Consider the following 12,445-nt stretch of genomic DNA (forward strand, 5'->3'; position numbering starts at 1 on the left):
CCTGGCTTGGCTCAGAGACCTTTTGTCCCTCTTCCTGCTCTCACTCTGGCCAACGCTCAACTGTCCAGTTCAGCCCAATTCGGCTTATTAACGATCGACGGGCGAAGGTCCAGTTGCGCACTCCCAATGCAATGCCCCGCAACGCTCTCTCGGCCGCGTTGTTGCTGAGCCAGATCCTGCGGTCATCAAATAAGGGGGCCTTTTGTCATCGCCGCTCCAAAATGTTGCATTAAATTACATGCTATGCCCGCTGTCCTCAACATACTACACCGCCGAAGCGGTCATTTAGCTGACTGTCGTCGGGTGACGGAGCGCTCATATAGATGCTCCCTGAAGGTACGTCCTTGATATTCGGTACGAAATAGGCCGCGTTCTTGTAGCTCGGGCACAAGTAGCTTGCATATCGCCGTCTGGCCAGCAGGAAGGTGACTGGGGATCAAAACAAAACCATCACATGCCTTCTCGCGAACCCAGCGCTCCATCTCATCGGCCACCTGCGCTGCCGTGCCGACCAGCGAGCCGTGGCCACCGGTCAGGAGCAACTCCTGCATCAGCCGGCGGATCGTGAACTTGCGATGGACGGCTGCATAATAGAAGTTGACGTAGCGGCTGCTGCTCCCAGCCCAGTAAAGCGTTCGGTTGTCATCTCTGACGTCCTCGGGAACCCTCAGACGATCCGGCGGGATGGTCTGATCCAAGTCCAAGTCAACCAAAGTCACGCCGCCGAGAACTTTGCTCAAACCCTCGCGGCGGCTGTCGACGTCGCTGAGGTTCAACAGCGTTTCCTGCAGATCCCGTGCTTCGGCTTCTGTCTCGCCGATGGTGACATAGAGTCCAGGCAAGATCGGGACACGATTGGGATCGCGGCCGTTGACGCGGATAGCCGTCTTCAGTTGTGTGTAGAAGGATTGGGCGTTCTCAATGTCCGCTTGGGCCGTAAAGATCACATCCGCCCACCGGGCAGCTAAGGCCTGGCCGGGGCCCGATTGACCTGCCTGCAACAGTACGGGGCGCCCCTGCGGAGAGCGCGGAGTTTGCAGCGGCCCCCTCACCGAGAATCGCTCACCGACATGGTTGATCGGCTTGATCTTGCTCGTGTTGGCCCAGACTCCCGAGGACCGATCATTAATCACCGCATCAGGCTGCCATGCATCCCATAACTTGGTGACTACGTCCAAGAACTCGTCGGCGCGTGCATATCGCACCTCGCTGCTTGGAAGAACCGAGAGCGTGAAATTCTCCTCACCAACCCTTGATGTCACGATGTTCCAACCCACGCGGCCGTCGCTCAGGAAGTCGATCCCTGTGAGATAGCGAGCAACGTTGTACGGTTCGGCGAACGTGGTGGAAATTGTGGGGATTAGGCCGATGCGTTCAGTGACACCTGTCAGGGCGGCTGCAAGCGATATCGGCTCATAAAAGTTGGCCGGATTTCTTCCGATGTTACGAAACTCAAGCCCGTCGGCGAAAAGGACCGCGTCGAGCTTGGCTCGCTCAGCCTCAAGAACCGCGTCGACGGCAGGTGAGAGACGATAGAGATCCTCTATGCGGCTGCCGGGAAGCCGCCATGAGCCCGCAATGCCTCCGGCGGGCTGATGGAACAGTATGAGCTTCATAGTTCGATGTTCGTCGATCTCCATCGGGTGCTCCTTTTCGCGTCTACCGGGATTTATTCATAGCGTAAGCTGAAGGGCTCGAAGGATCGGCCGGACTCCGCGACCAAGTTCTTTACGGATGCACACGCAATCGGAACGCGCGAACGCCCCGCTTTGGAGCTTTTGCTCTGTGCCGCTCGGCGTCGGAGATGCAATTCGGATCCGCCCAGGGCGTCTGCCGGCGGCGGCTGGTTTACCGGCGGAAAAAGACCGGCGCGGAAATCGATATTCCGTTGCTGCCTCACCTTGAGGCGGTGATCGCGGCTATGCCCGTACTTCCTGAGCGAAAGTTGTATATCAAAACGCAATTTAGAGAGGCTTTCACCGAAACGGGCTATTATAACTGGTTCAGGGATCAGGTGCGCAAGGCGGGAGTGTCCATGGGACCGTCCGCAAGCCGGGTATCGGTGGAGAAATTCCTTTAGCAGCCCCGCAAATGTCGCCTTGTAAGTTGGTGAGGCGAACACGGCCAGCTGACTCGAGGCTACTGCAGCATCTAGCTTCGCAATTTCCTCATAAGGCCATCTGAAAAGTTTTTCCGCGTGATCCGCTAGATCGGCAATGACACGATCATACGAACCCGGAGGAAACAGGCGTACAACCAGCTGTTCCCTAATCCTGCGCGACGCGGGCTTCGGAAGGCCGACAACCAAACATCTGATCATTAACGACCTCAAGCTGTCAGGTTTGTTGACAGACGGCGAGGCCAATAAGCAGAAAGCTTACGTGTCGAGACCTGTGTCTGCCAACCCGCCAGGGTCTTTTGGCCCGACGGGGCTGCGACAGCTCATGCCGCAAATGTAAGATGCACCATTTGCAAGTAAGAGTTTCGCCGTTTTGAGCGCACATGAGCAGCTTTTCGGCGCTAAGTAGGCTCCGCGCGCGGTTTGCCGCGCAGGCGATCAACGCAGATGTCCCGGCAGGCTAATTGTTGATTCTTCTTGTAAGTTTTCGATCCCGAACTCGCTGAAGGCCTGAACACCATTTTCGCCGACGCCGTATAGCCAGATGGGGCCGTCCTCTATCTCCATTTCGATGGCAATGTCGCGCAGCCAGTCTTCGTTTTCACCGAGATCCTTTGCGACCTCGGTGATGGTGGTGACGTGATGAACTTTGTTGACCTGCGTGGTCATGCTGCTCGAGCGGAGAGCGGCTGATGCCACCGAGCAATTCCAGGCAGAGTTCGTCCAGCCGCTGAGCTGGATATTCGGCAATGCGGGCAAGGAGATCCGTGAGCCAGGCCTGGGTATCGACGCCATTCATTTCGGTCGTGATGACCAAGCTATACATGGAAGCCACGCACCGTCGGCCGCGGTCAGAGCCGTAGAACAACCAGGATTTTCGTCCAAGAGCATGCCTCGCAAGCGTCCTTCGGTGGTATTGATGGAGAGGCAAACCTCCTCCTAGACGAGTGTGAAGCTCGCGCACGGCTTCAGGATGTAGTTGAACGCCGCGGCCAGGTCGTGCCCACGGGACAGCTTCGCGAGCTGCTCCCGCATATAGACCTGCAAGTTCTCGACCGGAGACCGGCTCAGCGTCTGTCGCATCTCCAGACGCTCTTCGCGGGCTCCTGCCATTGATGGAGCGCTCGATCTTGAACAGCGCATCGATCCGCAGCACGATCCCGACCGCCGTGTGCGAGAGCGGGATCTCCTTCTCGCATAGAGCTGGTTGTATCCGTCATATGCGTCGCCCTGCAGGATCTGGCATACCCCGCCAGCTAGGGATGCTCGCCCCTACGGTCTCGGGAGTAGTAGAACATCGCGCCGGCGGCTCGGTGCCCCCAAACGGTCGATCGTCCTGGACCTATATCCAGATATCCAGAACTGTGCCCTATCGGTGTTGCCCTTGGCCTAGCGCCGGCACCGTCGTATCATCGGCATGCAGGCGCTCGGCCGCCATGACACATGGCTTCGACCAAGCGCCGCAGGGGAGTCAGCAATGCACTGAGCGATCCCCGGCGTCCGCCATGGTCGAGAGTGCGATCGGCACGCCTTCCAAGGCGTAGCGCTCAGTCTTGCGGTTTAAAGGCTGCGGTCGTGCCACCTACGGCAAATCCTTGTTGCGCATTCCAGATCGAGGCTCTGAGATCTGTAAGGCAGTAAAAGCTCACCTACAATTTGCGAAGCCATGCATTTGGCGCACAAGTAAGATTGCTCCCAAACGCGTCGGTGTAATACGTATCAATTAGGAACCCTTTTTGCTCTACTAACTGTAAGCCATCAATAATCTCGTTGTCTGCCCTCATAGGAGCGTCTTCAATCACATAATAATCTCCTGACCGAAGAAAGCGGCTCAGGTTAGAAAATATCGAAAATACTTGTACGTGTGCATCGTCGATTACAAGCCAGGGATGGGGCAGCCCCGTCAGCAAATTTTCATCGAAGCTGGTGACGTTCGCAAGGTCAATCTGATGAAAGGTAAGGAAGGGATGGTTTGCTCTTGCATGGATGCATTTGGCGTGCAAATCAAAGGAGTGAACTTCACCTGGATCTTCACAAAGTACGGACATTTGGTCAGCAAACCACAATGCGCTGCCCCCCTGAAGCGAACCGAGCTCGATAATTGCTCTCGGCTGAAGTTCCCAGATAAGCCTCGTATAGAGAGCCAAATCAAAAGGAGATTTGACATTTATCAACCCTTTGTAGGTCATCGCCAAGGCCCCCATTTTTGTGGGATAGCTAGGAAAAAGTCTGGTGTGAAGATACGAGTTCCATCCTCGCAACGACGGTTTTGCAAAACGGTCAGAAAAATCAGCATCAACAGTACTGGCTAGTGCGATCGCCCAATAAAGGCTTCCGCCTGGCGCTGTTTGATCCGGGTAGTTCTTGTGAGCGGCCTCTGAAAAAGCCCTGTGTCCGGAAGCGAGTTTCATGGTCTATTTCCCCTGTGCGCATGTCATTGGTTCTTAGTCGGCCCTAACCAAAGAGCAATTTAGACCACGGCCAGCTCGCTTTAGGCAGCTACCAAATCGGACAGCAGCAAGCACTGTAGCACCGTCACTACAGCCGCGTGGTACAAGGCGGCGCTTCTCGTGGCCTGCGCATTTTTGTGGCTGTGCGGAGGGGCTGATGTTGCCCCACGGGCTTTAATCCAGCTTGAAGTTCGTGTTCTGCGACGAGAGCCGATGTCCGTGCTCGATCCCGGACGACATCGCACCCGCATCTGCCAATTCTGGGCGATGCCATGGATGACCGGCCATGGGGTGGCCCTTCGCCGCCGGCGGTCGCCTACGTGTTCGCCGACGACCGCGGCACCGAGGAGATCGCCGGACGTTTGACGGGGTTTTCCGGCATTCTGCAGGTGGATGGTTATGCTGCCTACAAGGCGCTCGCCCGCGGTCATGGTGGCGCGATCCAGCCAACGAGCGGCGGCGTTTCGGCTATCGCCGCCTGTTCGTCCTGCTGCGGCGGGAGCGCGAGCCATCGGGAAACAACCGGATCTACCGGCTTTATCGCGAGGAAGGGCTCACCGTCCGCAAGCGGCGGGCTCGCCGCAAGGCGGTTGGGACCCGGGCCCCGATCCTGGTCGAGGCCAAGCCCAATGCCCGCTGGACTTCGTCCACGACCAGTTCGCCAATGGTCGACGCTTCCGCATCCTCAACATCGTCGACGACGTTACCATGGAATGCCTGGGCGCCATTCCGGACACGTCGATCTTGGGGCGGCGCGTGGCCCGCGAACTCATAGCAATCGTCGAGCGACGCCGCAAGCCAGGAATGATCGTGTCCGACCATGGCACCGAGTTCACCTGCAACGCCATGCTGGCTTGGTGCAAGGACGCTGCCATCGATTGGCACTTCATCGCACCGGGAAAGCCCATGCAGAACGGCTTCGTCGAGAGCTTTCAACGGCCGGATGCGCGATGAGCTACTCAACGAGACTCGCGGCCTATGCCGCCCACCTCACCGCAACGGACGATCGGCTGCGCAACCCCGACCAGCTCCGCCGATCGTCCGTTGCGCCACTTGGCGTACAAATGATCTGAGACCGGCAACCTGGACCATTTTTGGCTAGAGTTGTGCTGCGTAAATCCCTCGGCTGGGAGGAGCGGACAACGATGAAGGCCTCAAAATTTTCGGACGCCCAGAAGGCGTTCATCCTGAAGCAGGGCCATGACGGGGTTGCGGTGGCGGAGATCTGCCGCAAAGCCGGGATCAGCCAGGCGACCTATTTCAACTGGAAGAAGAAGTATGACGGGCTGCTGCCGACCGAGATGCGGCGGTTGAAGCAGCTTGAGGATGAGAACGCCAAGCTGAAGAAGCTGGTCGCCGATCTCAGCCTCGACAAGGAGATGCTGCAGGACGTGATCCGCCGAAAGCTGTGAAGCCTGGCCGGAAGCGCAAGCTCGTCGATGAGGTTTGTGGTGAGTGGCAGGTCTCGATCCGCAAGGCTTGTAAAGCCCTCGAGTTCGACCGGTCGACCTACCATTACAAATCTCGTCGCTCAGGCCAGGCGGCCCTCGAAGCTCGGATCAAGGAGATCTGTCATGCACGCGTTCGCTACGGTTACCGCCGTGTCCACGTTCTGCTCCACCGCGAGGGATGGCGCCACGGCCAGAATAAGACGCGGCGGATCTATCGCGAATTGGGCCTGCAATTGCGCAACAAATCACCCAAGCGCCGGGTCAAGGCTAAGCTGCGCGATGATCGCAGGCCGGCGACGCGGTCGAACGAGACCTGGGCGATGGATTTTGTCCACGATCAGTTGGCGACGGGGCATAAGCTGCGCGTGCTCACGATCGTCGATACCTTCTCCCGCTTCTCGCCGGCGCTGCAGCCCCGGTTCACCTTCCGAGGCACCGACGTCGTGGCGGTCCTGGAAAGGGTTTGCAATGAAGTGGGATTCCCGGCGACGATCCGCGTCGATCAGGGCAGCGAGTTCGTGTCGCGCGATGTTGACCTCTGGGCCTACCAGCGCGGCGTCACGCTCGACTTCTCGCGGCCTGGCAAGCCGACCGACAACGCCTTCATCGAAGCCTTCAACGGGCGCTTCCGGGCCGAATGCCTCAACACGCACTGGTTCCTCAGCCTTGCGGACGCCCAGGAAAAGGTGGAGACTTGGCGCAGATACTACAATGAAGAACGCCCGCATGGGGCAATCGGCAACAAACCGCCGATTTTACTGCACAACCGCGATGGCGCCACCAGCCCGCCACCGTGAAAGAAGCGCAAAACTCTAGTTCTGGGTGGTCCAAAGTTCGGTCTCGCTACACGTGCCCCGAGACTCCAACTGCCGCTGGATGAAAATTCAGTGGCAGGTCAGCATCTACCCATCCTGCTGCACTGTCGCGACGATCAAGGCCGTCCGCTCCTCGGCCCGCTACCAAGCGGCCGCGAGACTCGAGGCTTTCTGCGCAACGCCCACACCGATATTCCAGCGGCCGTTGAGGCCGTGCGCCAATACTGGATGCCGATGCGCTACCCACGCGCCCGCTGCTCACCGCAGACGTGGGGCTCATACCGGTTACGGGTGATCTAACCTGCCGCCACCCCGTGCCGGTTCTCCATAGTCACGGCCCATATAGCAGAGCTTGGTCTCGCGTCCGAAGGCGTTGCGGTAAAGCGGCGTAAGGGTCGGTAACGCTTGCGTGCGTGTCGTTCATGCGCTTCTGTCCGTGGAAGTTCGCCCCATTGTCGCCTGAGCCATCCTTCGGGCGGAAGCTGTTCTGTGGGCCCAAGCCTCGATCAGCGTGCTATCCACCGAAAAATGTTCATTCGACAGCAGCGGCTTGACCTGCGCATGGTTGAGAAGCCTGGCCATGAACTGCGAGAACACCTCGCCGTTTTCCAGCCGAGAGCGGTTCTCCGTGAGCGTCGTCGGATCCCCGACCGGGTCGTCCGGCGACAGTCCCGCGACCCAGCGGTAGAGGAGATGTAGTCCAAGTTGCTCCATCAACTGCCGTTCCCCGCGAATGCCGTAAAGTGCCTGCAAGAGCAGAGCGCTGACCAATTGCTCCGGCGGGATGGGGGGGACGTCCCTCACTGCAATAGAACCGTCCAAGGCTCCGGTTCAGTTCCCCCAGGATCTCGCGCACAACCGCCCGAATTTGCCAGCGGATGGTTCTTCGGCACCCGCGCCTCGGAACAACTGCTTGCACCATCGCTGCGCCCCGGCGACACCTTCATCATGGACATGTGTGGACGCCCCGTCGCCTCTAAAAAGGCGAGCAGGCGGACATCCGCTGCTTGGCACAAGATCACGTGGCATGAGGGTGCGGCAGAGCGGTTGTCTTCGCGTTTTGCCCGCGTGCGCGTCCGTCCGGCACATCGAGATTACTGGCTCGCGGAAAGCCGACCAGAGGAATGGCTGCTGATCGAGTGGCCAGAGGGCGAAGAAGCACCAACCAAATATTGGTTTTCAACGCTTGCGGCCAACATTGGATTTCGTCAGCTCGTCGATATTGCCAAGCTGCGCTGGCGCATTGAGCGCGGCTACCCACGAACTCAAACAGGAGGTCGGCCTTGGCCACTTCGAGGGGCGGGGTTGGCGCGGTTTTCACCATCACGCAACACTGTGCATCGCGCATACGGATTCCTAGTCTCGGAGCGAGAGACGATTCCCCTCTCAGAAACAGCCTCCACCAAGCTCTTCAAGGAAATGCCATTCCCGAAACCTATCGGCCGAGGGCATCCGCCATTGCGGCCTGAACGGCACGTTCCGAATTCGATTGCGACCGTCCGACGAAGATTGAGCGCGGCTCTCGTCGTCACACTATCTCGATGCCCTTGTTGCATCAGGGCAATCTCAAGTCAAAGTGGCTATCGAAATTTATGACGCAGTAAGATTAGCAGGCTGTTGAAGAAGTCTCTGGCGGGATGGAATTGGACGTGATTCTCTCGATGATTGAATCGGGAGGCCGGGACGCGAGGATCGGACGAGCGGTCTGGATCGTTGTTCAGTTACGTGGATCTTGAAGCGCGGGTTCGTTCGGACCATCCCTTACGGACCATCCTGGAGATTGTGAACGCTGCGCTGGGCGATCTATCGAAGGCGTTTGCGGGGCTTTACACGGACTTTGGCCGGCCCTCGATTGCACCGGAGAAGCTGCTTCGGGCGATGCTGCTGCAGGCCTTCTACGGCATTCGCTCGGAACGACAATTGATGGAGCGGCTGGAATTTGACCTGCTATTCCGCTGGTTTGTCGGTCTGGGCGTGGACGATCCGGTGTGGGACCACTCGACCTTCTCCAAGAACCGCGACCGCGTGTTAGAGGGTGACGCGGTGCAGTGGATGATGACCGTACCCGGTGTCGGGGCGCTCGTGGCTGACATTCCGCGCAACTGTCGACGACCCGGCCGATTCAGGAAGTCGACCGATGTCGGCACCCACTATTGGCTAGATGCAGCGGCACTACCAGTCGGGACAGACCGACCGCATCGGCAGCATCTTCAATGCCGCGACAAGCTAACGCTGGCGACGGTGTACGCGGCGGCGATCGCGATCCCCACGCGGATTCCAAAAATTTTTGGCTGCGGCTGGTGGGGCTGCGGCTGGCCAGAAGAAGGGCCTCAAGGGCGACGAGGGTCGTGGCGCGCGCACTCGCCGTGCTGCTGCACAAGATGTGGACCAGTGGCTCCAACGTCCGTCTTGGCTCCGGCGGCAAGCGCGGCCGCGTCGCCGCGGGCGATGTAAGGGCCTCCGCGGCCTGGTCGTTTCCACGCGCACCGTTTCCTTCCGTCTCGGCGGAGCGGCGTCTCCCGAGGGGACGGGGATTTGGGTGAGATCGCAACTTTTCTTGCCGGCGCCGAGTTTCGCGACGGCGTTGGCGACAAGAAGCGCATTGCAGGACAAGTTCGCGCGTGACAAAGTAGGTGCACGAAGCATTCTCGTTGCACACACGGCAGACTTGTTCACAACGCACTGGCTCCAACAAGAGGTTAGAGCGGTTTCCAATCACGTCGCTTCGTATCCGCGGCGGCGAGATAGTTGTGACATTCTTCGGATGAGAAGCGTTCGAGAGCATTGGCGATTGCTTGCCAGAGACCAGGCATGGAGCGCGCGGCAGCGGCGCGCAACAGCGCCTTCAATTTAGAGAAGGCCATCTAGACCGAGTCGAAGTCCGGACTGTAGGGCGGGAGATAGAGCAGGGTGAGCTCCGACGGCCTGAATGGCCTCCCGAAGATCATGGATCTTGTGAACGGCCAAATGGTGCCCGTTATGACCGTGTCGCCCGGCTGCACCGATGGGGCGAGCAATTGTTCGACATAGGTCAGGTAAGCGTCTCCATCCATCGTGTCTAGAACAAGCGGTGCAATCAGACCATCAGTCCAGCGGGTGAATGTCGTCCCTTCCAACGTCTGTGAGGAATGGCCGACAACGCTCGTCGCGTGGAGAGCGTCCGTAAAGGCGCGCCATTGGGGGTTGGAGCTGGTTTCGTCGATGAAGACGACGCGCTCAAGATCAAGCTCGATTTACCATTCGCACCACTTCTCACGCGCCGCATTTATACTCCGCGCCGTTGCTCAGCGGCGTGTGCCCTCTTGTCTACTGTGATCTTTCCACGCTGGAAGAAACGCCAACGCGAAAGCGCCGACCGATATTCCACGACGATTCAACAGCTCACGCAACTCCGCGAGCGTGATATCCGATTTCGCTTCACCGCGTCCAAAAATCAATTGTGCATGTGTTTCGATGCACTGCGACGGGCGTCAGCTGGGCCAGCGCGATCCGCTGGCCCAGTCGCCGCAAGGAAGTTGGCGAAAAGCCAGGGCCGACATGACAAACCACCGCCGATCGCGGCGATCACCCTTTGGAAGATCAGAATAGTGCCTTCGTCATGCATGCTTCCCCTCCATCGGCATGGAGCTTTGAATTTGACACGCCCCGTTTGAGCATCCGCGGCGGTGTTTCCGTTCAGATCAGAAGAAGCGGCAGCGATGGCCCTGTGTCGTATTTTCGATTGAAGATACACTCGCAGTTTCCATGATTCCGCATTTCGTGGCACCTATCGATGCTGGTGGTTGAGCTAGACTTCAGAACATGTAACGAGTTGCGTGCGTCGAGAGCATTAGGCGCTCAGTGTTGTGAGCGTCCCTTGCACTGAGTTCGATGCTGCCTGGTGAAGGTCAGTCTAATCGCCTGGACATTTCACAGAATCCGATGTGGCTTGATAAAGGTTGATGGTTCATTGCCTCTCGGGCAACGGCGCTCTGATCAGTTTTCTCAGGACACGGTGATACGGTGAACGAATCAATGCAGATAGGGAGAGGCGGTATGCGGCTAGACGAGATGAAACTTGGAGTTATGCTTCTTCAGGCGGGATGCCATGAAGCTGCATGGCGCGATCCGTGCGTGCCAGCCGATGGCGGAATTGATGTCGACTATTTTGCCAATCTCGCAGCTCTTGCCGAAACTGCGGCATTTCATTTCGTGTTCTGCGCCGATACTCCGAGCGTAACAGATGAGGCTCACGCGACCATAGCTCGCAGAAGCCGACACGACGGGTTCGAGCCGATGACCCTGTTGTCAGCACTGTCATCGCGAACACAAAATATCGGTCTTGTTGCGACTGCGACCACGACGTACAATCAGCCATATCATGTTGCGCGGATGCTAGCCTCGCTTGACCATCTGTCGCGGGGCCGCGCTGCTTGGAATATTGTCACCTCGGGTTACAAGTTCGAAGCTGCCAATTTCGGTGAGAAGGAACTGCCAAATCATAGCACGCGCTATGCTCGAGCGAGAGAGTTTGTGGGAGTCGTTAAGGGGCTTTGGGACTCGTGGGAGGACGATGCTTTTATTCGCGATAAGCGAAGCGGGATCTTTGTTGATACGACCAAGCTGCATACGCTTCAGCATCAAGGCGCCTACTTTTCAGTAAGAGGACCACTGAACACTGCGAGACCGCCGCAAGGATATCCCGTGTTGGTTCAAGCTGGTGCCTCCGATATCGGAATGGCCTTCGCTGCAGAGGTTGGGGAAGTCATTTTCACCGCGGAGCCACTCTGCGAGAACGGAAAGAGGTACTACACGGCTCTCAAAGAAAAGGCGCATCGATATGGGCGAGAAGACAGTGAGATCTTAATTATGCCGGGTCTCGTCCCAATCGTCGGGCGGACCAAGCAGGAAGCGTCAGATAAGCTTGAGAGGCTTCATTCGTATGTGCACATGGATGTTCTAACCGGAGTTGCTGAGCGATGGTTAGGTTTCGTCAAAGACCTGCGTTCGGTGGATCTCGATTCGCTGGTGCCCGACGTTCTGCCGCAGTCGAACTTATTCCAGAGTCGACAGAAGCTACTGCTGGAAGTGGCCGCTCGCCGAGGATATACCTGGAGACAGTTGATGCGCTATATATCCGACAGTTCGGGGCATTTGATGGTTGTTGGCACGCCTGACGAGATCGCTCAAGCCATGGTGGACACATTTGAAGAACGTGCAGCCGATGGCTTCAATTTGTGTCTGGCGACGCTTCCCGATGGTCTTAAGGAGTTCATTGAGCTTGTTCTCCCGGAATTGCGGCGGCGAGGAAAGTTCAGATCCAAGTACACGGGGCAGACTCTAAGAGAGAATCTCGGTCTCAAGCGACCCCTCAATTCGTTCACGTAATCGCGTGTGGTTAGGCGGCCAACGAGTCTGATTCGATACAGCACGGCTTCTCTCGCGCGACTGAGCTGATCGACGGGCGGAACAAGTGTACTCGGGCCAAATCAAGTTGGAAGTATCCGATGGCTCTCGGCGCTCAGGGATCTGTGACATGACTAGGAAAATGATGAGTGGGAAGATCGAGGAGATCATCTACGCTCAACTGGAGGAAGGCGAAGACCTTCTTCGAGCTCTTTGGGACATCTG

The 12,445-nt window shown here is 57.9% G+C and carries 7 protein-coding genes and 6 pseudogenes; 7 read left to right on the forward strand and 6 right to left on the reverse strand.

Going from position 1 to position 12,445, the window contains the following annotated elements:
- Positions 1 to 100: 100 nt before the first annotated feature.
- A pseudogene (locus IVA87_RS04320) lies at positions 101 to 187 on the reverse strand (transposase); the annotation flags it as partial.
- 94 nt (positions 188 to 281) lie between these two features.
- Positions 282 to 1,640: an NtaA/DmoA family FMN-dependent monooxygenase gene (locus tag IVA87_RS04325; protein WP_247332824.1), complete on the reverse strand. Its 1,359-nt coding sequence runs from the start codon at positions 1,638 to 1,640 to the stop codon at positions 282 to 284.
- A 164-nt stretch (positions 1,641 to 1,804) separates the two neighbouring features.
- On the opposite strand from IVA87_RS04325, the gene IVA87_RS04330 reads away from it, so the two are divergent.
- Entirely contained in the window at positions 1,805 to 2,080 is a 276-nt protein-coding gene (locus tag IVA87_RS04330; protein ID WP_247332825.1) for a hypothetical protein, read from the forward strand.
- 477 nt (positions 2,081 to 2,557) lie between these two features.
- On the opposite strand, the gene IVA87_RS04335 is transcribed toward IVA87_RS04330, so the two are convergent.
- From IVA87_RS04335 to IVA87_RS04345, 3 genes and pseudogenes are all read right to left on the reverse strand, one after another.
- Positions 2,558 to 2,788 carry a hypothetical protein gene (locus IVA87_RS04335; RefSeq protein ID WP_247332831.1) on the reverse strand — a complete coding sequence of 77 codons (231 nt, stop codon included), beginning with the start codon at positions 2,786 to 2,788 and terminating at the stop codon, positions 2,558 to 2,560.
- Positions 2,789 to 2,806: 18 nt separating this feature from the next.
- A pseudogene (locus IVA87_RS04340) lies at positions 2,807 to 3,695 on the reverse strand (transposase); the annotation flags it as partial.
- A 73-nt stretch (positions 3,696 to 3,768) separates the two neighbouring features.
- Positions 3,769 to 4,530: a CmcI family methyltransferase gene (locus IVA87_RS04345; RefSeq protein WP_247332826.1), complete on the reverse strand. Its 762-nt coding sequence runs from the start codon at positions 4,528 to 4,530 to the stop codon at positions 3,769 to 3,771.
- Positions 4,531 to 4,785: 255 nt separating this feature from the next.
- On the opposite strand from IVA87_RS04345, the pseudogene IVA87_RS04350 reads away from it, so the two are divergent.
- The 3 genes and pseudogenes from IVA87_RS04350 to IVA87_RS04360 form a co-directional block, all read left to right on the forward strand.
- A pseudogene (locus tag IVA87_RS04350) lies at positions 4,786 to 4,991 on the forward strand (transposase); the annotation flags it as partial.
- Positions 4,992 to 5,005: 14 nt separating this feature from the next.
- Positions 5,006 to 5,642 (forward strand): annotated as a pseudogene (locus IVA87_RS04355) (integrase core domain-containing protein); the annotation flags it as partial.
- A gap of 72 nt (positions 5,643 to 5,714) precedes the next feature.
- A protein-coding gene (locus IVA87_RS04360) for an IS3 family transposase (RefSeq protein ID WP_247332827.1) occupies positions 5,715 to 6,817 on the forward strand; the annotation gives its coding sequence in 2 pieces (ribosomal slippage) (positions 5,715 to 5,976 and positions 5,976 to 6,817; 1,104 coding nt in all).
- A 438-nt stretch (positions 6,818 to 7,255) separates the two neighbouring features.
- Here IVA87_RS04360 and IVA87_RS04365 read toward each other — a convergent pair.
- Entirely contained in the window at positions 7,256 to 7,639 is a 384-nt protein-coding gene (locus IVA87_RS04365; protein ID WP_346658337.1) for a transposase, read from the reverse strand.
- 201 nt (positions 7,640 to 7,840) lie between these two features.
- On the opposite strand from IVA87_RS04365, the pseudogene IVA87_RS04370 reads away from it, so the two are divergent.
- The 3 genes and pseudogenes from IVA87_RS04370 to IVA87_RS04380 form a co-directional block, all read left to right on the forward strand.
- Positions 7,841 to 8,206: pseudogene (locus tag IVA87_RS04370) on the forward strand (transposase); the annotation flags it as partial.
- 294 nt (positions 8,207 to 8,500) lie between these two features.
- Positions 8,501 to 8,875 (forward strand): annotated as a pseudogene (locus IVA87_RS04375) (transposase); the annotation flags it as partial.
- A gap of 1,995 nt (positions 8,876 to 10,870) precedes the next feature.
- Positions 10,871 to 12,202 carry an LLM class flavin-dependent oxidoreductase gene (locus IVA87_RS04380; protein WP_247332829.1) on the forward strand — a complete coding sequence of 444 codons (1,332 nt, stop codon included), beginning with the start codon at positions 10,871 to 10,873 and terminating at the stop codon, positions 12,200 to 12,202.
- Positions 12,203 to 12,445 lie beyond the last annotated feature (243 nt).

Origin of the sequence: Bradyrhizobium sp. 147 (genome assembly GCF_023073935.1) — a bacterium.
Lineage (GTDB): Bacteria > Pseudomonadota > Alphaproteobacteria > Rhizobiales > Xanthobacteraceae > Bradyrhizobium.